The organism is Bradyrhizobium sp. CCBAU 45321, assembly GCF_028128975.1.
Classification (GTDB): domain Bacteria; phylum Pseudomonadota; class Alphaproteobacteria; order Rhizobiales; family Xanthobacteraceae; genus Bradyrhizobium; species Bradyrhizobium yuanmingense.
Genome location: NZ_LFKZ01000017.1, coordinates 349,408 through 372,318 on the forward strand (window position 1 = coordinate 349,408; position 22,911 = coordinate 372,318).

Consider the following 22,911-nt stretch of genomic DNA (forward strand, 5'->3'; position numbering starts at 1 on the left):
ACGATGTGGGGACTATCGTGCCTCAAGCAACCTCACATGCGATAGCCCGGACCCTACCCAGCCTCACCCCGTCTTCGTCCCCGTGATGACGGCCAGCGCCTCGACGAGGCGGTCGAGATCGGCCTCGTCGGTGAAGAGCGCCGGCGTCACACGGATGCACTGGCCTTTGGCGACGCCGGCGCGGCGCACCGTCATGATCCGGTAGCTGTCCCGAAGCTTCGCAACGATGGCCTCGTTGTCGGCCTTGCCGGTCTTGCCGGCAAGGCGGAAGGACGTGATCGCGCCATATGAGCCGGCTTCATCCGGCGTCAGGATCTCGATGTCCTTGAAGCCGCGGACGCGGCTCACCCAATAGTCGCGCAGATGGCGCAGGCGCGCTTGCTTGGCCTCGCCGCCGATCTGCTGATGCAGCGCCAGCGCCGTCGGCACCGTCAGCATCGTGGCGAAATTGACCGTGCCGGTATGCACCCGCGAGCGGATGTCGCTTTCCGGAAAATCTTCGTCGCACATGTTGCGGTCGATGGCCGAAAGGCGATCCTTCCTGATGTAGAGGAAGCCGACGCCGAGCGGCGCGCCGATCCATTTGTGCAGATTGAAGCCGACGAAATCAGCCTCGAGCTCGCTCACCCGGAAGTCGAGCTGCCCCCAGGAATGGGCGGCATCGACGATGGTGTCGATGCCCTTGGCCTTGGCCATGCGGGCGATCTCGGCGACCGGCATGACGAAGCCGGTGCGGTGGCTCACATGGGTCAGGAGCAGAAGCCTCGTCTTCGGGTTCGCCTCGATGGCGCGGGCATAGGCGTCGAGCACAGCCTGACGGGTGGCGGGCTCTGGCACGTCGAACTTGACCACGTCGACGCCGCGGCGCGCCTTCAGCGCGTTCATCGCATATTGCATCGAATCATAGTCGAGATCGGCATAGAGCACGCTGTCGCCCGGCTTCAGCCTGTTGTAGCCGCTGATGAGGAGCTGGAGCGCTTCGGTGGCGCCGCGGGTGAGCGCGATCTCAGCAGGAAGCGCGCCGACCGCCTCCGCCACCTTGGTGCGCACCGCCTCGAAATCCGCACCCGCACGCAGCCGCGCGTAATAGGTGTTCTGATAATTGACCATGTCGGACTGGCGGATGAACTCGCGCCGCACGGGCTCGGCCATGATGCCCCAATAGCCGTTCTCGAAATTGACGATGTCGGGCGTCACGGCATAGAGCCCCTTCACGGCCGCCCAATAGGACTTGTCCGTGGCGATGGCGGCCACTGAGCCGGTCGGCTGCGGCGGAAGTCCCTCGGCGGCAAAGGCCGGCCCCGCAAGCGGCGCCACGGCCGCTATCGCGAGGCCCTTAAGCATCGCGCGGCGGTCCGCTGAAATCGTCCTGATTCGTTGCATGTCAGCTCTCCCCAGAGCGTTTTCGAGCGAAGCGGCGTCGGAATCGCATCGCGAAAGTGCCAAACGACGATCCAGAGCTCCGTTCCGACGTCACCGGACAAAGCAGGCTCTGGCGCGCGGGACAAGAGCAACGGACGATGCAGCGGAGATGACCGGAGCGTGACAATGCGATGATCGGAAGCCGACGGCGACGGCGCGGCCGGAGCAGCGGCCTCGACGCGCGCGAGCGGATGTGGGGTCCGGTTTCTTGCTTCGTCCGGAAACCGGAACCTTCACATTCAGTGCAGGTAGCCGATGAGATAGATGCCGCCGCCCAGGACGATGAGCGCGGGCACCGCCCAAAGAATCAACACAGGCATTTTCCTCTCCTCCAGTTGAGTCCTCCCGGGGAGAGAACGGGAAAAAACGGCAAACGTTCCGGGTTTCTCCGGAACGGCGCAGCTGATGGCGAGTTCATTGCAGCGCCGCATGCAGCGGCGAGGGAGAACGCAATGAAGAAGCTCATGTTGATTTCGGCCGCCGCTCTGCTCGTGTCGACGGGCGCGATGGCACAAACCACCGTCACCACGACGACCGGGGCCGGGCACGGCGCCGCCGTGCAGATCGAACCGGAATACCGCACCAAGATCCGGTCCTACGTCACCGAGCGCAAGATCCGCCCGGTCGAAACGCGCGAAAAGATCGTCGTCGGTTCGCCCGTGCCGAGCGACGTCGAGCTCGCGGCCGTCCCGAGTGACTGGGGTCCCTCGCTCACCAAGTACCGCTACGTCTATTCCGGCAACCGCGTGATGTTGGTCGATCCCGGCAGCCGCATGGTCGTCCAGGAGATCGACTAAACCGCCGCACGGCGGGTCGTCGCGGCGACCCGCCCGTGCATTCTTTCGACAGCTCGTTTGCGGTAGCGCCTGATGCCGATCGTTCGATACCTCGCATTTGCAAGCATTTTCGCGGAGGCGCTGCTCTTGTTGCTGGATCACTCTCTGCCGCAGCCCGCGGAGCGTGCTGCCGGCCCGGAGGCCGCTCGGGCCACCATTCGCATCCACTCCGCACGGGCGCTGCCTGAAAAAATCATCTTCGACACATCCACTCGGATCGCCGCCACCGTCTCCACGCCCCTGCTCGCCGCCGACGCGCCTGATCGCGGTACGAGCGGCGCATTGACGATGCTTGAAACGCGAAAGCCGGACGTCGCGGCATCTCGGCGCGACACGGCGCGCGCAGCCGGCCTGCATTCGAATCGGAATGGCCGCGCGGCCTCCTCTCGCCTCTCCACACGTCAGGTGACGGCCGGAGCCTTCTGAGAGTCGGCAACGTAGCGAACGCGACTCCATGGCCGAAGCACAGATGAACGCCGAATGAATGAACGGCGACGCGCTTTCGCATCGCGGACTGGTTCCGACCGCATCAACACATCAACGCGTCCGACACGAAGGAACGTTTGCGCGATTGCCAGTTTATCCCGTGCCTGATTGGCGATTTGATTTTTGGAAACCTGGAGGAAATGCACATGAGGATCCTGAAGCTCTCTGCGGCTGCGGCCGCGCTGCTGGCCGGCACGGCGCTCGCCGTTGCGCAATCGAGCTCGACGGTCGGCACCGGCGGTTCATCGGCCGGCGGCGGCACCAGCTCTTCGACGGTGGGCACCGGTGGCTCTTCGGCTGGCGGCAGCGGGTCAGGCTCTGCTTCGACGCTCGGCACCGGCGGCTCGTCGGCGGGCGGCGGCACCAGCTCTTCGACCGTCGGCACCGGCGGATCGGCGGCGGGCAGTGGCTCGGGCAGCGGCTCGGCCTCGACGCTCGGCACCGGTGGTTCATCGGCGGGCGATGGCAAGAGCTCGTCCAGCGTCGGCACCGGCGGCTCGGCTGCGGGCGGCTCGACCGTTGGCCAGTCCGGTTCGTCGAAATCGCCCGGCATGGGCGACGGCAAGTCCGGTAGCCACGCCAGCGACATGGGCCTCGAAAAGGGCAAGGGCCACAACAAGGACGAGTGGAAGAAGGACAAGAACTAGTCCAATCCGGGGAGCGGCACGGTGCCGCTCCCCTTGTCCATGTTGAGGAGGAGACGCAATGAACAAGTCAATCGTTGCGATCACGGTGCTGGCCTTGATGGGCAGCGCCGCATCGGCAGAAACCATCGAAAAGACCGGTAAAACGGCGTCGGGCGAGACGTGCAAGGTGACGGTGGTGAAGCATGCGGACGGCAGCATCACGGCCGCGGGCGCATCGGGTTCGGGCACGACGGGCTCGACCGCATCGAGCGGCTCGCTGTCGAGCTCGAGCTCGGCGGGCGGATCGTCGGTCAATGTGCAAGCGGGCGGCGGCCACGTCTCGAGCTCCTCGTCGACGGCGGGCGGGCCCGGCTCCACCAGCGCCAGCACCATCACCGTCAACGGCTGCACGATCTCGACCTCGTCGCCTTGATGCATAGAAAGGATTGAACCATGAGAACGCTCGTTACGACCTCGGCGGTCGCGCTTCTGCTTGCCGCCGCTTCACCCGTGTTGGCGCAGACCAGCATCACCGGCGGCAGCGGCGGCTCGGCCGCAGCAGGCGGCACCTCCGCCTCCACCGTCGGCACCGGCGGCACGTCCACCTCGGCGACGGGCCGCACCGGCTCCTCGATCGCGGCCGGCGGAAGCGCGGCTGCCGTCGACGGCAAGACCAAGACCGGCGTCAGCATGAACAAGGGCAACGGTCCGGTGATGAACTCCAACGCTCGCGCGCAAGCCCATGATGGCGGCACGTTCAGCCGCTCGCACACCCGCACCAAGGTCAAGGCCGGCGAGCAAGTCGGCTCGACCACCAAGACGATGTCGCATGTGCCGGGCTCGAAGCCGACCATGTCGAGGACGACGACGACGGCGCGCTAGAATCGCGCGGCTCTCAACCACCTGCTGCCCGGCTTGCTCGGGCAGCTTTCGTTTGCGGCTTTTCCGTCTTGGGAGCTGGCTCAGCCACCATGCAGGCTGCGGCTGATCCGGGTCACGACGGCGTCCCATCGCCGCTTCTGGGCGGCGGGATAGTTGATCAACACGCAGTGCACATAGCCCCGCGCGAAATTACACCTGTTGTACCAGATCTTGTCGCGCTTGATGCTCGAGACCACGAAGAAGCTCGAGGTGATCCGCCTGTAGATGATCCCCGTCGGCGGATTCTTGCTGGCAAGGAATTCGGCCGGCGACAGGCCCTGCCGGTTCTCGGCGGCCTGAACGGTGAGATCCGCACTGCCGTCGGAGCTGCGAAACCGCTGCCCATATCCGTCGGGCTTGCCGGCCGGCTCGGTGAAAATCGAGGCGGGAATGTCGACCGACGTTCCGGATTCCGGGATGCGGTAGATCCTCCAGCCGTTTGCCGAGGCAACCGAGCATGTCGCACAGAGCGCCATGATTGCGGCAAGCAGTGCCTTCATGTCCGCCTCGTCATTTGCGCGGCGCCAGTTGCAGCTCCATCAGGGCGATTCTTTGCAGGTTGGAGACGTTCCGCTCGCCGGCGCCGGCGGTGCGCAGGATGGATTCGGCGAGCGCGTTGACGTGCGAGGAATGCACGGGATCCGGCAGGGTCGCAACGGCAGCTTCCAGCGCGGTCGTCATGATCTCGATCACCTCGGGAGAAAATTCGGCGTTGGAAAAATTCTTCATCGCATCCGTCGGCCGCTTGTGCGGATCGTGTTCAACGCCGGGAAAAAACGGAAGTTCCTGGATGGACACGTACTGGGACCGTCGGCAGGCCGGCAGCTCACGCAGCCGGCTGGTAGCGGGTGAGCCCAGCGGGCTCGGCATCCTCGTTGGCAACGCTCTGCACCCTCGCGTGGCTGCCGATGACGAGACCGGCGAGCGAGAGCATCAGGCCCAGCGCGAGCGGCGCGAACAGAGCCTCTTCCTGAAATAATCCGTTGAGCAGAACGACCAGGATTCCGAAGCCGGCGAGGCCCTGCGTCAGATATCCCGACGACGCGTACAGGCGCCAGGCCTTGAGCGCCATCGCGAAATAGAAGGCCAGCGGCACGAAGGCCGCGATGCCCATCTGGTACAAGAGGACGCCGATCGCGCTTTCGACCGCGCCGTCGATCGTGCCGGCCGCCTGCGCAGCGCTCCAATCGATCGAAAAATAGCTGTCCGACAAATTGCCGCCGATGCCGAGGCCCCGGCCGTAAGGTCTCTGCACGAACCCGTCGAGGCCTCCCATCAGGCCGATGACGTGATAGTCGCCGATCTGCAGGCCGATGCGGATCGCCAGGATCGCAAAGGCGATCATCCCGGCGAACCCCAGCAGCAATGTCGCGACGGCGCCGATGAGGCGAGTCCCGATCCAGCCCGCAGCCACGAAGATGACGGTGATGAGCGCCCCCTTCACGCTGCAGAAGACCAGCAGCGGCAGGGCTGCCAGGGCGAGCAGCGGGCGTCCGACCGAGAACAGGAACAGGGCGAGAAAGCCGATCCCGTAGGCGAAGCTGATCGGGTGCATGTTCGGGCCGTGAATGCGCAGCATCTTCGACAGGCCGAAGCCTTCAAGCAAGGGCGTGTTCAGGAAGTCGAAGCTGAAACGATCCTTGAGTGTGACGGGCACGTTGCCGGTCTGCCGCATCTGGGTTTCCCAGACGCCGGAATGGGTCGCCTTGAGCTCGTCGAAGCCCCAGAACGTATGGCCGTTGGTGACGGCCAGCCAGACATCGCGCAAGACGAGCTCGACATAGCCGCACAGCATGAGGATGACCGCTAGCGCAACCAGGAACGGCGTGATGCGCACCTCAAAGGTTGCCGCGGTCAGGAACGACAGCTGAAACAGAAACAGCGGCAGAACGATGTTGCGCAAATAGACCGCCGCCGGCTGCCCGTCCTGGACGAAGCCGATGGCGAAATAGAGCGAGACCACGGCTAGGGTGACGACGCCCCAGCGCATGATCTGATTGATTTCCCTCGACTGATTCCTCTGGCCCAGCACGTAGAGCGCAAACGTCGCCAGCCACATCACGGAGCAGAGCAGGAAATTGTAGCCCTTGATGAAGTCGAGATCGGAGGGTAGCGGGACCAGCGGCGACAGGATGGAGACGAACAGGTTCTGGAAGAACAGGACGAAGATCGCGACCGCCGGCGCAGAGGTCGGGACCGCAACGACGATGGCGATGCCGATCAGGACCTCGATGGTGATGGCCAGCGCCGGATTGGCGAGGTGCAGAACCGGCGCAGAACCGATCGCCGCGATGGCGATGCAGAAGGTCGCGGCCAGTTCGCGCCAGGCCGGAGGCGACGGCGCGGCCTGCACGCTCTGGCCTTGCGGTGAGTACCCGGCGCTCATCAATCGTCCTTTGCCATCGCGCCGGACAAGATAGCCGCGCGAGGGGTAAGGATCCGTTAACGATCGCGACGCGCGGCGGGAGCCCGTTCAGGCCGGCCGGGCGTGCCGAGCAGCGCCCGTAGCACGTCGGGATCGGGCTTGCCGGTTGCGGAGTCGACGAGGCCAAAGCCTTGCGCCAGTTCCCAATGCGCCCAGCCCCAGCAATGCGCGCGGGCATAGGCAGTGACCTCCGCCAGCCAGCGCAACCGGCTCTGCCGGGGGGCGCCGGCTTTCAACACGCCGAACTCATTGACGATGATCGGCCGCGAAAATTGCCGCTGCCATGCGAGCGCGGGCGCGAGCCAGCGATCGGCTCCCGGCTTGTCCTTGGCAGCGGCAATCGCGGTATCGAGCATGGCGAGCGCCGTGACCGCGTCCCTGTCCTGCAAATCCTGCCGAAGCGCCTGAACCTTGGGATCGCCGGCATTGATCGGATAAGGCAGATCCATGATGTCGTGCAGCGGATCGCGCGCGTCCCAGTGGCCCTGATGGGTGAACACCATCGGGTCGTAGAAATGGATGGCGTAGACGACGTCAGGGTCCGCCAGCGGACGAAACCGCGGCAGCGAGTCCGCGCGCTGCCAGTTGACCGGGCCGACGATGAGCGTGGTTGAGGGCAGCAACCGGCGAACAAAGGCGGCGAGCGCCTCGACCTCCTTTTGCCATCTAGCCGCTTCGATATCGGGCTCGTTGAGCAGCTCGGCGAAGACTAGATCGGCAGGATAGGATCGAATGATCCCTGCAAGCGCGCGCCAGGCCTCCTGCATCTCGCCCATCGCCGCATCCGGATCATCCTTGTGCAGGCGATTGAAGCGCTCGCCCGGATGAAGGTCGACGGAGCTGGAATAGCCGAGCGAGGTCAGCTGCTTCAACGCGCCGTCGAGCACGCGCAGCGTCGCCTCGCGCTCGTCCTTTGCGGCAAAGCGCGGCATCACGCGCTCCGCCGGCACCGGCAGGCGAACGTGGCTCATACCCGCCTTGCGCAGCTGCTGCAGCAGCGCGCGGCTCGGCGGCGCACCGTTGATCCAGCCGTCGGCGTTGAAGCCGCGCGAGAGCGCGGCAAGCCGCTCGGGCGAAACCGTCGACGGCAGGGGCACGCAATCCTCCGCGAATACCGGACGGCCGACCGCGACCGACAACAGCATCGCCGCAGCCAGCAGACGGCAGCGCAAGGCTGTCATCGTCACACCGCAAGGCCCAAAGCGCCACCGTCGGGCTGAGCCACCATTGAATCAGCGGGCACGTGATTGACGACGAGGCCGGTCGGCACCGCCGCGTATCTCGCCAGCGCCGCGGTCACTCTGCGCATCGCCGACGAACCAAGCTCGCCGGCGCGCGCCACCAGAACGATCAGGTCGGCATGCGCGGCCAGCGCAATGGCGTCCGGCTGCAAGGCGAGATTGCCGGCGTGGACCACGATCAGGTCGAACTCCGAGCGGATATCGTCCTCGGGCCGCGCATCGAGCTTCCGCCCGGCACTGAGCAGCTCGTCGATCGACTGAAGTCCCGCCGTGGTCGAGCCGTCCTGCCATTCGGTCACCGGCGGCTGAGTGCCTGCAAATTCCGGCTGGAGCCGGATCAGCACGCTCATCATGCCGCGGTTGACGGCGGCACGATTGAGGGCGCGCGCTACCGTGTTGCCGCCGGCGCTCTTGCCGACCGACAAGACCAGCGCGACCTTGCAGCCGCGCACCGGCACGCGTTCGATGCGTTCGAGCAGCGGCCGTAAGTGGGGGCCGAGATCGAGCTCGGCCGACGCGCTGACCGGTCTTTGCCAGACCGTGTTGAACCCGCCTCCTGGCGCCAGCTCGGGGATGCGGGCCCAGACAGGAAGGCGGGGCATAGCCTCGGCTGGGCGCGCGGCGGCGACAGGCGGGGAAACTTGCCGGTTGGGCGCCTCCTCCGCTTCGCGTGAGACAGGCGCCTCAACGGATTCGGGCTTGTCGGCGGACAGGCTCGCCGTCACCGCGACGGCAGCGGTCGACGTCAGCAGCGAGCCGATCGCCAGCGCCGCAAGCAGCAAGGCGAGCGGCGGACGCGTCGAGCGCAACGGCGGAATGGCAATTGAGGCGATCTTGGTCTGGGACGCCTGCAGCTGACGCTGCTCATTGGTGGTCTTGAACCGCGACAGGAACTGCTCGTAGATGTTGCGGTTGGCATCGGCGTCGCGCTGCAGCTCCTGCAGCTTCACCAGCGCCTGGCCGTCGCGCAGCATCTTGGTCTCGACCGCCTTGAGCTGCTTTTCCAGCGCGTTCTGCTGCTCGAGCTGGGCCTCATATTCGGACTTGGCGGTGTCGATGTTCTTCTTCCGCTCGATCTCGATCTGCCGGTTGATGTCCGCCAACTGGCTGTAGGAGATCGCAAGGTCCGGATGGCGGTCGCCATAGACCGCCTTCTTCTGCGCGATCTGGTCGTTCAGGGCCGAGCGCTGTGCACGCAGCATGCTGAGGAGATCCTGCTTCACCGGCCCTTCGACATTGGCCTTGACGTCGCGCTGCACCTGCTCGTAGCGCGCCTTGGCCTCCTCGGTGCGGGCGCGGGCGGCGGAGACCTGCTGGGTCAGGTCGGTCACCCGCAATTGCTGCGTGGTGGATTCCTTGCCGGCATTGACGATGTTGTGCTCGAGCCGGAAAGCGGCGACGGCGTCTTCCGACGCGCGCAGGCGCTCGCTCAGCGTCTTCAGCCGGTCCTGGAGCCAGCCGGCCGCCTCGTCCGTCGCCTCGGTGCGGACGCGGCCCTGGCTGACAACGAAGGCCTCGGCGATGGCATTGGCGTAGTAGGCGGCGCGATCCGGCCGGTTGGAGGTGAAGGAAATCGCGATGACGTAGGTCAGCCCGCGCCGGGTGATCTCGAGGCGGTTGCGGAATCGTTCGAGCAGGCGCGTCATGTCGGTATAACCGCCCGCGATGTCCTCGTCGTCCGCGATCTTGAGCTGCTCGATCAGGGGGCGGAGGAAGCCGTCGGATTTGGCGATCTCGATCTGGCTCTGCAGCGCCGCGGCATCCTGGCCGATGCCGGGCAGCACGTCCTGCTCCGAGGTCACGCGCAGCTCGCGCGGATCGAGCACGACCAGGGCCGTCGCGGCATAGCGGACCGGAAGCACCATCAGGGCGACGACGCCGAGGGCGAACAGCGCCAGCGCCAGCGTCAGGATGCGCCGGCCGTTCTCGCGCAGAAAGGACAGCGTACCGGAGACGGTCAGCGATCCCTTGGTCAGTCCCGGCGCGGCGGCGTCAGGCTTCGCCTTCGCAGCGCGCGGCGCTTCCCACGAAGCCGCTTGCTCCGTCGGGGCGATGCTTCGCGGAGATGCGCGGCTACCGAACGCCATGGGTTGGACTCGAAATCAACTGACAGTCATAGCTCAGAGGCTTGCTACACCGTAAATATCCATGGTTAACCGGCGGTTACGGCTGGACTGGGCTGGGATGGTCTTGGGCGGTGAACGATTCGTTAACGCGACGCCGCCAGCCACGCTGCTGTATTTGACCATCGAGATCACTGGAGGCCGGCTTGCTTTCGCGTGACGCTTTCCTGACGGCACTCGTTGTACTGATGGCGTTGAGCTTTCTGCCATCGCTGCGGAAGTCCCGGCAGACGCCGGTCCCATTCGATCCCGCCCGGCCCTATCGGGCCTATACAAAGGACTTTGACCTCGAGATCAAGGCCGGCGATCTGGATGCGGTCCTGGCCGCGTCGCCCGATCGCCGCTCAGCGGAGCGATTTCCGCAAGTCGACACCGGACCGCTGTACGACCTCGAAGCGGAGCTTGCGGGACGACGCGCGGACCTTGCCGCCACCCAGCAGCGGGACAGGTCCCCTTCGGATACGATCGTGACACTGCTCATCGACCATTCCGGATCCATGCGCGGACAGCCGATCCTGTTCGCAGCAAGGGCTGCACTGGTCGCCTCGGATTTGCTCGATAGCCTCGGCGTCACCCACGAAGTGCTTGGCTTCACGACGGCACGCTGGAAGGGCGGACAGAGCCGGGAGAAATGGCTGAACGACCGCAAGCCCTCTTATCCCGGCCGCTTGAACGATCTGCTGCATGTCGTCTATTGCAGCCCCGCAGAGAAGCTGAGCGCGCGACATTGTGCCGAGATGCTGCGGCGGGATCTCCTCAAGGAGAACATCGATGGCGAGGCCATCGAATGGGCTGCGTCGCGCTTGCGCCAGCGCGACGAAAGACAGAAATGCCTTATCGTGCTGTCCGACGGCGCGCCGGTCGACGATTCCACGTTGCTCGAGAATGGCGACCTGTATCTGGATCGCCATTTGCGCCGTGTCATCGGCGAGATCGAGCAGGCCGGCGATATCAGGCTTGCCGCAATTGGTATCGGCCATCCGGTCGAGCAGTATTACAAGGAGGGCCTCACGATCAGCTCTCCTGAAGAGCTGGAAAGCACCCTGGTTCAGCTCATCAACCGGCTCTTGCATCCGTCCGCTTAGTTGCATTCAGGCGCGGCGCGCATTAGCGGCGCCTGCCTGCGCTCGCCTCGATGTGCTACCGCTCACAAGCCGATGACATACCCGTCCCGCCTCGGATCGGCGGCACCCGTCATCACGCCGGTTACCGGATCGAGCGCGACGGCCTGCATGCCTCCGCAGAGCATGGTCCAGCCGGTGTCCAAGATCTCGATCTCGTGGCCGCGGCGTTTCAGTTCGGCGATGGTCTCCGGCGCGATGCGGTTCTCTGCCTGAATGAAGCGGCCGTCCCACAGCCGTGAACGCGGCGCCTCGATCGCCTGCTGCAGCGGAAGGCCGAACTCGATGTGCTGCACATAAGCCTGGGCCTGGGTTTGCGGGATGCCGTAGCTGCCGGGCGTCCCCAGCGCGAGCACCGGACGGCTGCCGCGCGTCGCAATCGACGGCGCCATCGTCACCGGCAACGCGTCGCCCGGCTTGGCGAGGTTCGGGCTTCCCGGCTGCACGTCGGCCCAATGCAGATGATTGTTGAGGCAAACGCCGGTCCCCGGCACCACGACGCCGCTGCCGAACGGGCTGCCGAGACTTTGCGTCATGCAGACCAGATTGCCTTCGGCGTCGGCGATCGAGAATGAGGTGGTGTGGCCGGGATCGGCACGATCCTGCGGCGTCCATTGCTCTGTCGGGCCCGTGATCGGCCGGCCGTCGCTCACACGCTGGCGAAGCCGCGCGATTGTCGCGTCGGACATTGCTCCAGCGGCTTGATCCGGTCCCAGATTGCCATGGGCGATGCGCTCGCCGGCGGCGAGACGGATCGCGCGATAGACCGTATCGAGATGATCGGCGCCGTCCTTCTGCAGACGCCCGAGGTCAAAGCCTTCAAGGATCTTGAGGGTGAGGGCGAACTGGAAGCCGCCGCATTGCTGCGCCGGGACGTGAAGCTCGAGCCCCCGATAGGACACGGTCAGGGGATCGAACCAATGCGGCTTGACGGCGATGACATCGTCCAGCGTCAGGCTGCCGCCGAGCGTGGCGAGATAGTCCACGATCCGCCGGCCGAGCTTGCCGCCATACAGATACTCGGGCCCCGATTCGGAAATCTCGGCAAGAGTCTGCGCGAGATCGGGCTGCGCGACGATGCTGCCGAGCTTCACCGGCATTCCATCCGGGAGATAGTTCCTGACCAGGGCGGCGTGCAGCTGCGGCCAGGGTTCGAGCAGCGGCACCTGCTCGTTGATCTCATCAACACCGAAGTCCGAGAGCGCAAAGCCGTCGCGCGCCAGCGTGATCGCCGGCGCAAAGACATCTGGAAGCGATTTGCGTCCATAGCGCGAGAGCAGCTCGCACCAGCCCGCGAGATTGCCGGGCGTCGAGGCCGCCTGCGGACCGCGCTCGAGCTCGAATCTGCTGGTGTATCTGCCGACCGGGAAGCTTGTGGGCATCGGCGGAGCGAAGTCGAGCACGCGAATGCGCTGCTCGCTTGCGACCCAGACCGTGGCCAGTCCGAACCCGGCAAGCCCCGACATGAACGGTTCGACCACATTGAGGGCGGCCGCGGTGGCAACGGCCGCATCGAACGCATTGCCGCCCTGCATCAGGATTCGTGCACCGGCCTGTGCCGCGAGCGGATGCGCGGCGGCGACCATGCCGTGCCGCGAGAACAGCGTCGGACGCCCATATGTCCTGGCGAGTTGCATCCGGAAAAGGCCTTCCGCCGATCAGTGCATCGTCGCAGCCTGGATCGCCTCCGACATGATCTCGAGACCGCGATCGATTTCGGCCTCGGACACTGTGAGCGGCGGCGCGATGCGGAATACGCCGCCCATGCTGGGCAACTTGACGATGTTCATGCTGAGACCGCGACGCATGGTCTCCTCCATGATCCGCGCGCCGAGTTCAAACCCCGGCGTCTTGGACTGTCGGTCGACGACGATTTCGAGACCGAGCAGAAGCCCGCGGCCCCTGACGTCGCCGACGCATTCGAACTTTTGCTGCAGCGACAGCAATCCATCCCGGAGCCTGTTGCCCCTGGCGGTTGCCTGCGCCACCAACCCGTCGCGCGCGACAACTTCGAGCACCGTGACGCCGACCGCGGCGGGCAAGGGATCGGAGACATGGGTGGTGTAGAACAGGAAGCCGCGCTCGAACGCGGCCTGCTCGATGGCCTTTGTCGTCATGACCGCGGCGAGCGGCAGACCGGCGCCGAGCGTCTTCGACAGCGTGAGAATATCAGGCACCACGCCGTCACGCTCGAAGGCAAACATGTGCCCGGTGCGGCCGATTCCGGTCTGAGCTTCGTCGAGGATCAGCAGCATGCCGCGCTGCTCGCATTTTTGCTTCAAGGCCGCGAGATAGCCGAGCGGCAGTTCCAGAATGCCGCCGCTGGAGAGGATCGGCTCGGCGATGAAGGCCGCCAGACTACCGGTGGACTGGCTGTCGATCAGTGCGAACGCATCGTCGAGCTCGGTCTGCCAGTCGTTGCTGCCGTCGACGTTCCTGAAGCGCGGCCGATAGGCGTTCGGCGCGGGAATGACGAACGATCCGACCGCGGCGGGCCCATATCCGCGCCGGCCCGCGCTGTAGGTCGCCGACGCCGCCGCGCCGGTCATGCCGTGCCAGCTTTGCGCGAAGGCGACGATTTCGTGCCGGCCGGTGACGAGCTTGGCCATCCGGATCGCCGCTTCGTTGGCTTCCGCGCCTGTCGTCAGCAGCTGCACGCGGTCGAGACCGGACGCAAGCGCAGCGAGCCGCTCGGCCAGCGTCACCACCGGACGCGAGAGCATGCCGCTGAAGAGATGAGCGACCGCACCCATTTGCCGTGCGACCGTGGCGACGATGTCGGGATGCGTGTGCCCCAGCACGGCGCTCATCTGACCCGAGGTGAAGTCGAGGATGGCGCGTCCGTCGGCGTCGTAGACGAAACTGCCGGCTGCACGCTCGATGATGACGGGTTCGAAACTCGGCCCATAGCGGGTCAGATGCGTGTTGGCGGACGCCCAGAAATCGGGATCGGCATTCAAGGTCATGACAGCCACCTCTCGCTTGGGATGTCTGACCTCTAGTCAAGAATTTGACTTCAGGCTAATTGATATAATTCAATCTGGATATCAATCTTCTTGATGTCGATGCTGGATCTCAACCTTCTGAGGAATTTCGTCGTCGTGGCCCGCACCGGCTCGATCAGCCTGGCGGCCTTGCAGATTGGCCGGACACAGTCCGCGCTCAGCATGCAGATGCAACGGCTGGAACAGACGATCACGCAGCCGCTGTTTCACCGCAGCGGATCCGGCATGAGGCTGACCGCGGCCGGCGAGAAACTGCTCGCCCACGCCGAGACGCTGCTGGCGCAGCACGACGAGATTCTCGCCGACATGAGCGGCGAGAGTCTCAAGGGGACGCTGAGCCTCGGCTGCCCGGAGGACTATTCGATCGCTTTCCTGCCGGCGCTGCTGAAGGGGTTCTGCGCGCTGCATCCCAATGTCGAGCTGCGCATGGTCTGCGCACCGACCTCCGAGCTGCGCCCGATGCTGGCGCGGCGCCAGATCGACATGGCGCTGGTCTCGCTGTCCGATGCCGGAGCGCGCGAGGTGATCCGCGAGGAGCGCTTCGTCTGGGTCGCGAACGAGGCCGAACCGAAAATACTGACGCAGGATGTGCTGCCGCTGGCGCTGGCGGCGCCGATGAGCCTGGACTACCGCGCCGCCTGCGCCGCGATGGACGCGGTCAATCGGCGCTACAGGGTCGCCTACGCGAGCAACAGCCTCGCCGGCCTGATCGCGATCGCGCGGTCCGGTCATGCGATCAGCGTCCTGACACGAACCGCCGTTCCGTTCGATCTTCACGTCGTCTCGGCCGGACTGCCCCTGCTTCCGACCATCGGCATCGCGCTCGAATTTTCGGAGGCGAGGCCCTCGCTGCTGGCGACGACGCTGGCCGAGCACGTCCGCACCGTGTTGCCCGGACTGAAGACCAAGGCGGAGATCGATTAGTGAACTGTCGCACCTCGATGTGCGCGTCCTTGACCGGCTTGCGCCAGCGATCCCTCCTGCCCGACATAGCGATCGAGCTGTTCCGGCGCCGCGTCGTGGCCGTGACATGAGGACGCTGGAACGGGAAGCGCCGCATTGCGTTCGGCAGCGAGGAGAATCCTGCCATGCCGACCAAGCCGACCATCGCCCGCATCTGGCGCGGCCGTACCCGCCGCGACCTCGCCGACGCCTACCAGGCCTATCTGCAAGCCGAGGGCATCCCGCCGCTGCGAAAGACCGCGCTCGGTGTGCAGCAATTGCGCGAGGACCGCGACGAGGAGACGTGGTTCACCACCATCTCCTACTGGGCCGACATCGCGGCCATGACCGCTTTCACCAAGGGCGAGCCGACCAAGGTCCATCATCTCGCGCGCGACGCGGAGTTCCTGATCGAACTGCCGGAGCGCATCGAGATCCACCGCATCCTGATCGACGAGCAGGGCCTGCGGTGAAAGCCTCGGAGCTGTAGCAGCTGGAGCCGTATCGCCCGCGGAGAATCAACTGCTCGCGGCTGTGCGGTTTCGCCGCAATGGTACCGCAGGAATGAATCACTATAGTCGGAATGTCATGGCATATGTCGTCGACATAGACGCGCGCACCGCGCGTTTCAGTCTTCACGCCGGCCGCCTCCAAGCAGGCGGTTAGCCGGACGGCGCTGTGCGCCGTCCGGGCTCTTTTCCAGCTTTCGTGACCTCCGTCTGAGAGGTCGTATTGAAGCAGAAGGAGTGTGCCGTGCTGCCTCTTCCAAGAATCAAGCTCATCGCATCGGACTATCCACGGCTTGAACAGCTTGCCTGCCGCGCCTCCCAAAGGGGCGATCTCGACGGGATCTTCCTGCTCAGTGAGATCAACCGCGCCGAGATCGTGCCGGACACATGGGACGATCTCAATTCGCGGGTGACCGTGGGATCATGGGTCACGTTCTGCACGAATTGGGGCGTTCCGCGCCGCACTGTGCACCTCGTGTGGCCCGAGGAGTGTTGGTCGGACCCCGCTCGCATTTCGGTGCTGACACCTTTGGGAGCCGCTTTGATCGGCCTGCAGGTCGGCGATCAGATGCCGTACGTGGTCGCGGGCTGTCTGAACGTCGTCAGGGTTCAGAGCGTCAGCCAATCGAGCCCGAACGTCGTCCCTCTCGTCCGATCAAGTCGGCGCAAAGGGCCGTGCGATGACGACCCGGGACCAAGCGCAGCCTAGGAGGATAAAATGCAGAAATTCGAAGCCGAGATCCGAAGAGAACAGTCGGCGCTGCCGCCGATCAAGATCGCAGACGAGGAATCGCGGCGTCTTAACTCGCTTGCGAATTCGACTATGGACCTGTTTCCCCGCGTCGCCCAGTTTCTGGCCCGGGAGCTGGAACGCGCAACGATCGCGCAAGAGAGCGATTTGAGCGGCGTGGTTCGGATGGGCTCCAGAGTGATCTATCGCGATGACGGGGCGGGCTCCAGTCGGGAGATCGTGCTGGTTTATCCGCACGAGGCGAACATCGAGCTCAACCAGATTTCGATCCTGACGCCCGTTGGAGCCGCCCTGATCGGTCTCTCGGTGGGACAGCGGATCGAGTTCGAGACGCCCGACAAGCGGACGAGAGGGCTCACCGTTCTCGCCGTCTCCTGACAAAGGAAACGGCAATCCGACCGAGCATAGGCCTGCTCCTTGCAGGAACGCGCCCGCGGGCGCGTTCCGTGCGCGCTCAGCGGCCACGCAAAGGTCAGTGTGGTGACAGAAACGCCTGCGCGCTTTTCGCAATTGCCCCCTCGTCGGGCACGACAATGGGAACAGCCATGAAGAACATGAGTGCCGGCCAGGTCGCGCTGTTGGTCGCTCTCGGAGCCATGTTGATCCTCACGGGCATTTGGGGATTCTCGGTCTGGGGAGCCAGCGCCGGGGTCGAGATGGACAAGCATGGCTGGATCGCGCTTGGCCTTGGCGCCTTCTTTTCCCTGCTCGTCGGCTGCGGGCTGATGGCGCTAATGTTCTTCAGCAGCCGCAGCGGTCACGACGATGTCGCCGATCCCTTCCGCCGGCGGGATAGCGAGGACAGATAGTAACGAAGCGCCTGCGCGAGCGACGGGCACGGCAGTAGCGACGCTCCGCACGCACCGTTACGAACATTTCATTTTCTGCGACCCTCTGACGCTCGCCACCCGCTGGAGGAACGGAGCGCGCAACCGGCCGTTGCTCTCGCATCCTCACCAACAGGGAGCCCGACATGACGATGCGTCGAACTTTCGTTGCCCTCGCGGCCGCTGGAGCGATGCTCTCGATGGCTTCACCCGCGCTCGCGGCACCTCTGCCGATCGCAAATCCCGCCCCCGATTCCGGCGTGGAACAGGTGCAGTACCGGCACTGGCATGGACATGGTCATCGGTATGGCCACAGGCACCATCACCGCCATTACGGCACGGGCGCAGCCGTCCTCGGCGGCCTCGCAGCGGGCGCGATCATCGGCGGCGCCATCGCCAACAGCCAGGCTCAATCCAATGCCGCCTCCTATTGTGCGCAGCGCTATCGCTCCTACGATCCCGCCTCTGGGACCTATCTGGGCCGCGATGGTCTGCGCCACTCCTGCCCATGACCCATGCATAAGCCTGCGGCAGCCTCCGCGTTCGGTGCGAGGCTGCCGACGCTCGACATGCGCTCCGCAAGCCGCGCGTGTGCCTTGATTCGGCGCTCCACCGCGTTATACGTTCCCGCCATGATGTTCATCTCCACATTCTTCCCGCTGATCTGAACGGCAGAACGTCGTTCCGGCGCTCCTGCGCCACTCAGATCAAACGGCTTCGCGCGCTGCGATAGCCGAACGGAGAGATGTGCAATGCCCAAGACCGAACAGGCTGGCCTGACGCCAAGACAGGTCCAGACCTTCATCGACGACGGTTTCGTCAAACTCGAGAATGCCTTCAGCGCCGACCTTGCCAAGCAATGCAGGGACGAGTTGTGGGCGGATATCGGCCTGTCGCCGGACGAGCCCGAACATTGGACCCAGCCCGTGGTCCGGGTCGGCGCCAAAGCCACGCCCCCCTTCATTGAAGCCGCGAATACGCCGCTTCTGCACAAGGCCTATGATCAGCTCGCCGGTGAAGGGCGCTGGCTTGCGCCGACGGGCCTCGGAACCTTTCCGATCCGCTTCCCGTCATCGCAATCGCCGGGCGACGATGGCTGGCATTTGGACATGAGCTTTGGCACCGCCGATGCCGACTTCATGGAATGGCGTGCCAATGTGAAGAGCAGCGGCCGTGCGCTGCTGATGCTCTTCCTGTTCTCGGACGTCGGAAACGATGATGCGCCCACGCGAATCCGGAAAGGCTCGCATGCGGCCATCGCGCGGGAGCTACTGCCCCATGGCAAGGCGGGCGCAACGCTCCGGCAACTTGCTGCCGGCGACTGGGCGTCGACCAGGGACTGCGAGGTTGAACTTGCGACCGGCAAGCCAGGCACCGTCTATCTGTGCCACCCGTTCCTGGTTCATGCCGCGCAACCCCACCGCGGGAAACAACCGCGCTTCATGGCACAGCCTCCGCTGCTGCCGAAGCGCGAGTTCGATCCGGCGCTGCCACCTTCGCCGGTTCAGATCGCGATCCGGCGGGCTTGCGGGCTGACGGTCTAAGGGGGTGACATCCGGGACCTCCGGGGGTCCCGGATGTTGCTCGATCCCAGGCTATTGCACCTCGATATTCGCGTCCTTGACCAGCTTGCGCCAGCGTTCCTCCTCCTGCCTAACGTAGCGATCGAGCTCTTCGGGCGCGCTGCCGACCATGATCAGGCCTTCGTTGGCCGACAGCTTCTTGAAGGCACCGGACTGAACGGCCTTCGCGACCGCCTGGGTGAGACGCGCAATCACCGGCGCGGGGGTCTTGGCCGGTGCGTACAATCCGTACCAGGACTCGGCGGCGTAGCCGGGCAATCCGGCCTCGGAAACGGTTGGCAGTTGCGGGAACGCGGCCGACCGCTCGGCCGAGGTGACGGCCAATGCCCTGAGCTGACCCGCCGCCACCAGCGATGCTGCGCTCGCCACGGTGGTGAACATCACGTCGATCTGCCCGCCTAGGAGATCGCTGATCGCAGGCGCCGCACCCTTGTAGGGGACCGCCGTCATCTTGACTTTCGCCATGGCGTTGAACAGCTCGCCGGCGAGATGGGCCGAGGTGCCGATGCCGAACGTGCCGAAATTGAGCTTGCCCGGCTTGGCCTTGGCTTCGGCGATCAGATCGGAGATCGAGTTGATCTTGGATGCGGGGTTGACGACGACGACATTGAAGGACCGCGCGATCAGCGAGACCGCGGCGAAATCCTTGTGCGGATCGAACGGCAGCTTGTTGTAGAGGCTCGGGTTGACCGCGTGCGCGAAGGTCGCCAGCAGCAGCGAATAGCCGTCCGGCTCGCTCGTCGCGACGGTCTGGGTGCCGACGATGGTTCCGGCGCCCGGCTTGTTCTCGATGATGACGGGCTTGCCGAGGTCCGTTTGGATCTCCTGGGCGGTCGTTCGCGCGACGATGTCGGTCCCGCCGCCGGCTGCGAAGGGCACCACGATCTTGATGATCTTCTCGGGATACTCGGCCCGCGCCGGCGCAGTGCTCGATCCCGCCAGCACCAGCAACGCCGACGAGACGAGAATGGCGGAGCGCGGCCAGCTACTTCCTGCAGCGCGGTCGCGACTGATGATCTTGCCGATTGCCATGCGGACCTCCCATCCGGTTCTGGTTGAGTTATTCAACGAGGCTTGTCGTTTTGGACGAACGTAGCCGCGCGCCTTTCTGCAAGTTCTTGGCGGTGCGGCTTCACTTGCTCGCGTTGAGAACAGCCAGCCCGTCGGCCGCCTTCACGCCCTGGCCGGCCGGCAGCACGAAGACCGGATTGATCTCGGCCTCGAGAAGCCGGTCGCCGAGCTGCGCGACCATCTGCGAGAAAGCGACGATCGCTGCTGTAAGGGCTTCGACATCGCATTTCGGTCGGCCCCGAAAACCGTCCAGCAACGGCCATGTGACGAGATCGCGCGCCATCGCGCGCGCCTCGGCGAGGCCGAGACCGCCGTTCGGCGGCAGCAGGCGCATCGTCGTGTCCTTGAACAGCTCGGCGGCGACGCCGCCCATGCCGAGAAGGATGGCGACGCCCAAGGGATCACGGTACAGCCCGAGAATAATTTCGACGCCGCTTGAAATCATCTCCTGAACCAGGAATTGCTCGGGTCGTTTCCCGGTCCTTGCCTCGACCTCGTCGGCCATCGCCGTGAGCCGGCCGCCAATGCTCTCGGCTGTCAGGTTGACCGCGACGCCGCCGACGTCGCTCTTGTGTGCGATCTCGCGTGAGAGAATCTTGAGCACGACTCTGCCGCCGAAGGCTTGCGCAGCCCGTTCCGCCTCTCCAGCCGTTGCGACCACTTGCTCTGCCACGATCGGAATACCAAAGCGGGCGAACAAGGTTTTGGCCTGTGCTTCGTCCAGCGTTCCCGCCGGGAGATCGGTGATGTCGACAACCGTCGCAGTCGAGCCGGACGTCGGGACCTGCTCCGGCATTCCGGCCTGCAACAAGCCGTCGAGCGCAGCGGCACAGCTCTCGGCGGAGGTGTAGGCGGGGACGCCTCGCTGCGTGAGGACGGAGACCGCGTCGGGCGCGTGAGGGCTCACATAGGCAATGACGGGCTTGTCGCTGAGCGGCAGGCAATCGTGGATGGCGTCGGCCATCAGCGCCGGCGATCCCACGGCTGACGAGCCGGCGATGACGACCAGCGCATCATAGGACGGGCTTGCGAGCAGGATGCGGATTGCGGCGCGCAGCACGTCCGGCTGCAGGCCGGCCAGCGTTACGTCGATCGGGTTGCGGTCGAGCATGGCGTGCGACCCCGACTGCAGGGCGCGCAGTTGCGCGGCCGTATCCGCGTCGGGAGCGGGCGTTGCGAAGCCCGCGACACCCAAACTGTCGGACACGATGGTGCCGGCGCCGCCGGTCGAGGTAAGGATCGTCACGCGCCGGCCGGAAAGCTTCCGTCCTGCGGCAAGCGCTGCCGGAATGTCGAGCAGGTCTTCGAAGGTTTTCGCGCGGATCACGCCGAGCTGCCTGAACAAGGCGTCGTACATGCGGTCGGAGCCTGCGAGCGCGCCCGTGTGCGAGATAGCCGCCTTTGCGCCCGCTTCCGATCGCCCGATCTTGAAGGCGACGATTGGCTTGCCGGCATCTCGTGCCTTGCGCACCGCTTCGCGGAAGCGCGCCGGATTGCGGATCGCCTCGATATAGAGCGCGATGACTTTGGTCGCATTGTCGTCGGCCAGAAAGTCGATGAAGTCGGCGAGATCGAGATCGACTTCGTTGCTGGTCGACACCAGCTTCGACAGCCCGACCCCGCGCGCCGCGGCGCGCGACAAGATGGCGCCGAGAATACCTCCGCTCTGCGAGACCAGTCCGACCGGACCTGCCGGGAAATGGTCCATGGCCAGCGCGCCGGACGCCGACAGCACGATGTTGTCGGTGAGATTGACGAGGCCGATCGTGTTCGGCCCGAGCAGGCGCATGGATCCGGCGGCTTGCATCAGCTGCTGCTGGCGCGCGGCGCCTTCGGCGCCGATTTCGGTGAAACCGCTGGCGAGAACGATCGCCGCGGCAGCACCACGCGCGGACAATTCGCGCACCGCGACGTGGGCGCGTTCGGCGCCGAGCAGGACAAGGCCGACGTCGGGCACATCAGGCAGCGAGGCGATGTCGGGGTAGCAGGCGAGACCGCCGATTTCCTTGACCTTGGGATTGACGGGATAGATCGCACCCGCGAAGCGGTGTTTCCGGAGATAGGAGACCGGTCGCCCCGAGGTCTTGCTCGGGTCCGCCGATGCACCGATCACGGCGATGCTGCGCGGCCGGATCAGGCGTTCGATCGCGTTCATCGCTCAACCCTTCGCCGAGGATTGCGCCAGGAAGGCCGCCACGGCCTCGCGATGCTCCGCGCTGGTGTAGCAGATGGCCTGCGCCTGGCTGCCGAGATTGAAGATGTCGTGCGCGGAATGCTCGAACGTCTCGTTCAGGATCTTCTTGCCGAGCGCGAGCGCGGTGGCAGACCCCTGCGCCAGTTCCGCCGCCCAGGCCTGCGCGGCCGACAGCAGCTCGGTCGCAGCCACCTTGCGATCGACGATGCCGAGCGCGAGCGCTTCGTCGGCCTCGACGACGCGCCCGGTGAAGATCAGCTCCTTGGCCCTGGCGAGCCCCACGCGGCGCGGCAGGAAGTACAGGCCGCCGCCATCGGGGATCAAGCCGCGCTTGATGTAGGACCAGGTGAACTTCGATCGCTCCGTTGCCATCACGAAGTCGCAGGCGAGCGCGATGTCGGCACCGAGGCCCGCCGCGGCGCCGTTGACGGCGGCGATCGTCGGCTTCGGCAGGCCCAGCAGCAGCGATTGCACGTGATGCACGCCCTGCTGGCGACTCCATCCGTTGAATGCGACTTCGCCCTGCGGCGCCTCGAGCCGGCGCTTCATGCCGCTGATGTCGCCGCCGGCGCAGAACGCGTTGCCGCGCCCGGTCAGCACCAGCGCCTTGATTGCCTTGTCGCGGGACACGGTTTCGAGCGCGCCTGAGAACTCGGCGCGCATCTCGTCGCTCATGGCATTGCGCCGGTCCGGCCGGTTGAATGCGATCGTCGCAATTCCGGCCTCGACGAAAAATTCGATGAGCTGATAGGACATGGCAGCCTCCGTGGTTGGCATCGGATCGAACTCCGCGGGGATTGCGGATTTCGAGTGCCGATCTCAAGCCGT

The 22,911-nt window shown here is 65.4% G+C and carries 24 protein-coding genes; 13 read left to right on the forward strand and 11 right to left on the reverse strand.

What is annotated here, in order from left to right; translation table 11 throughout:
* Positions 1 to 63 precede the first annotated feature (63 nt).
* Entirely contained in the window at positions 64 to 1,383 is a 1,320-nt protein-coding gene (locus ACM43_RS07645) for an aminotransferase class V-fold PLP-dependent enzyme (protein ID WP_271539410.1), read from the reverse strand.
* 491 nt (positions 1,384 to 1,874) lie between these two features.
* Between ACM43_RS07645 and ACM43_RS07650 the strand changes: the two genes are divergently transcribed.
* The 5 genes from ACM43_RS07650 to ACM43_RS07670 all read left to right on the forward strand — a co-directional run bounded on the left by ACM43_RS07650 (position 1,875) and on the right by ACM43_RS07670 (position 4,252).
* Entirely contained in the window at positions 1,875 to 2,219 is a 345-nt protein-coding gene (locus tag ACM43_RS07650) for a DUF1236 domain-containing protein (protein ID WP_036026829.1), read from the forward strand.
* Between the two features lie 72 nt (positions 2,220 to 2,291).
* Positions 2,292 to 2,684 carry a hypothetical protein gene (locus ACM43_RS07655; protein ID WP_271539412.1) on the forward strand — a complete coding sequence of 131 codons (393 nt, stop codon included), beginning with the start codon at positions 2,292 to 2,294 and terminating at the stop codon, positions 2,682 to 2,684.
* A gap of 206 nt (positions 2,685 to 2,890) precedes the next feature.
* Positions 2,891 to 3,391, forward strand: coding sequence for a hypothetical protein (locus ACM43_RS07660; RefSeq protein ID WP_057027814.1), 501 nt, complete (start codon positions 2,891 to 2,893; stop codon positions 3,389 to 3,391).
* Positions 3,392 to 3,449: 58 nt separating this feature from the next.
* On the forward strand, positions 3,450 to 3,803 hold the full coding sequence (locus tag ACM43_RS07665) for a hypothetical protein (protein ID WP_271539415.1): 354 nt from the start codon (positions 3,450 to 3,452) through the stop codon (positions 3,801 to 3,803).
* Positions 3,804 to 3,823: 20 nt separating this feature from the next.
* Positions 3,824 to 4,252, forward strand: coding sequence for a hypothetical protein (locus ACM43_RS07670; protein WP_271539417.1), 429 nt, complete (start codon positions 3,824 to 3,826; stop codon positions 4,250 to 4,252).
* Between the two features lie 80 nt (positions 4,253 to 4,332).
* On the opposite strand, the gene ACM43_RS07675 is transcribed toward ACM43_RS07670, so the two are convergent.
* The 5 genes from ACM43_RS07675 to ACM43_RS07695 all read right to left on the reverse strand — a co-directional run bounded on the left by ACM43_RS07675 (position 4,333) and on the right by ACM43_RS07695 (position 10,044).
* Positions 4,333 to 4,791: a hypothetical protein gene (locus ACM43_RS07675; RefSeq protein WP_271539419.1), complete on the reverse strand. Its 459-nt coding sequence runs from the start codon at positions 4,789 to 4,791 to the stop codon at positions 4,333 to 4,335.
* A 10-nt stretch (positions 4,792 to 4,801) separates the two neighbouring features.
* Positions 4,802 to 5,020, reverse strand: coding sequence for a hypothetical protein (locus tag ACM43_RS07680; protein ID WP_271539421.1), 219 nt, complete (start codon positions 5,018 to 5,020; stop codon positions 4,802 to 4,804).
* A 97-nt stretch (positions 5,021 to 5,117) separates the two neighbouring features.
* Positions 5,118 to 6,677 carry a hypothetical protein gene (locus ACM43_RS07685; RefSeq protein WP_271539423.1) on the reverse strand — a complete coding sequence of 520 codons (1,560 nt, stop codon included), beginning with the start codon at positions 6,675 to 6,677 and terminating at the stop codon, positions 5,118 to 5,120.
* A 56-nt stretch (positions 6,678 to 6,733) separates the two neighbouring features.
* Positions 6,734 to 7,897, reverse strand: a complete 1,164-nt coding sequence (locus tag ACM43_RS07690) for a glycoside hydrolase family 5 protein (RefSeq protein WP_271539425.1) — start codon at positions 7,895 to 7,897, stop codon at positions 6,734 to 6,736.
* A 2-nt stretch (positions 7,898 to 7,899) separates the two neighbouring features.
* Positions 7,900 to 10,044 carry a GumC family protein gene (locus tag ACM43_RS07695; protein ID WP_271539427.1) on the reverse strand — a complete coding sequence of 715 codons (2,145 nt, stop codon included), beginning with the start codon at positions 10,042 to 10,044 and terminating at the stop codon, positions 7,900 to 7,902.
* A gap of 182 nt (positions 10,045 to 10,226) precedes the next feature.
* Here ACM43_RS07695 and ACM43_RS07700 point away from each other — a divergent pair, with 182 nt between their 5' ends.
* Positions 10,227 to 11,165 carry a cobaltochelatase CobT-related protein gene (locus tag ACM43_RS07700; protein ID WP_271539429.1) on the forward strand — a complete coding sequence of 313 codons (939 nt, stop codon included), beginning with the start codon at positions 10,227 to 10,229 and terminating at the stop codon, positions 11,163 to 11,165.
* 62 nt (positions 11,166 to 11,227) lie between these two features.
* On the opposite strand, the gene ACM43_RS07705 is transcribed toward ACM43_RS07700, so the two are convergent.
* A complete protein-coding gene (locus ACM43_RS07705) occupies positions 11,228 to 12,838 on the reverse strand; it encodes a gamma-glutamyltransferase family protein (RefSeq protein ID WP_271539431.1) in 1,611 nt (536 codons plus the stop codon).
* 21 nt (positions 12,839 to 12,859) lie between these two features.
* Complete coding sequence (locus ACM43_RS07710) at positions 12,860 to 14,167, reverse strand: aspartate aminotransferase family protein (protein ID WP_271539433.1); 1,308 nt, start codon at positions 14,165 to 14,167, stop codon at positions 12,860 to 12,862.
* A 99-nt stretch (positions 14,168 to 14,266) separates the two neighbouring features.
* Between ACM43_RS07710 and ACM43_RS07715 the strand changes: the two genes are divergently transcribed.
* From ACM43_RS07715 to ACM43_RS07745, 7 genes are all read left to right on the forward strand, one after another.
* Positions 14,267 to 15,130, forward strand: a complete 864-nt coding sequence (locus ACM43_RS07715) for a LysR family transcriptional regulator (RefSeq protein ID WP_271539821.1) — start codon at positions 14,267 to 14,269, stop codon at positions 15,128 to 15,130.
* A gap of 164 nt (positions 15,131 to 15,294) precedes the next feature.
* Positions 15,295 to 15,621 carry a hypothetical protein gene (locus tag ACM43_RS07720; RefSeq protein ID WP_025032467.1) on the forward strand — a complete coding sequence of 109 codons (327 nt, stop codon included), beginning with the start codon at positions 15,295 to 15,297 and terminating at the stop codon, positions 15,619 to 15,621.
* 259 nt (positions 15,622 to 15,880) lie between these two features.
* Positions 15,881 to 16,366, forward strand: a complete 486-nt coding sequence (locus ACM43_RS07725) for a GreA/GreB family elongation factor (RefSeq protein ID WP_271539437.1) — start codon at positions 15,881 to 15,883, stop codon at positions 16,364 to 16,366.
* Between the two features lie 9 nt (positions 16,367 to 16,375).
* A complete protein-coding gene (rnk, locus tag ACM43_RS07730; RefSeq protein ID WP_271539439.1) occupies positions 16,376 to 16,786 on the forward strand; it encodes a nucleoside diphosphate kinase regulator in 411 nt (136 codons plus the stop codon).
* A gap of 167 nt (positions 16,787 to 16,953) precedes the next feature.
* The gene (locus tag ACM43_RS07735) at positions 16,954 to 17,217 is read left to right on the forward strand and encodes a hypothetical protein (protein WP_128264973.1); all 264 of its coding nucleotides are present in this window, start codon (positions 16,954 to 16,956) and stop codon (positions 17,215 to 17,217) included.
* Between the two features lie 164 nt (positions 17,218 to 17,381).
* On the forward strand, positions 17,382 to 17,747 hold the full coding sequence (locus tag ACM43_RS07740; protein ID WP_271539441.1) for a BA14K family protein: 366 nt from the start codon (positions 17,382 to 17,384) through the stop codon (positions 17,745 to 17,747).
* Between the two features lie 240 nt (positions 17,748 to 17,987).
* Complete coding sequence (locus ACM43_RS07745; RefSeq protein WP_271539443.1) at positions 17,988 to 18,779, forward strand: phytanoyl-CoA dioxygenase family protein; 792 nt, start codon at positions 17,988 to 17,990, stop codon at positions 18,777 to 18,779.
* 51 nt (positions 18,780 to 18,830) lie between these two features.
* Here ACM43_RS07745 and ACM43_RS07750 read toward each other — a convergent pair whose 3' ends face one another.
* From ACM43_RS07750 to ACM43_RS07760, 3 genes are all read right to left on the reverse strand, one after another.
* On the reverse strand, positions 18,831 to 19,850 hold the full coding sequence (locus ACM43_RS07750) for a Bug family tripartite tricarboxylate transporter substrate binding protein (RefSeq protein WP_271539445.1): 1,020 nt from the start codon (positions 19,848 to 19,850) through the stop codon (positions 18,831 to 18,833).
* A 100-nt stretch (positions 19,851 to 19,950) separates the two neighbouring features.
* Positions 19,951 to 22,044: an acetate--CoA ligase family protein gene (locus ACM43_RS07755; protein WP_271539447.1), complete on the reverse strand. Its 2,094-nt coding sequence runs from the start codon at positions 22,042 to 22,044 to the stop codon at positions 19,951 to 19,953.
* Between the two features lie 3 nt (positions 22,045 to 22,047).
* Entirely contained in the window at positions 22,048 to 22,839 is a 792-nt protein-coding gene (locus ACM43_RS07760) for an enoyl-CoA hydratase/isomerase family protein (protein WP_271539449.1), read from the reverse strand.
* Positions 22,840 to 22,911 lie beyond the last annotated feature (72 nt).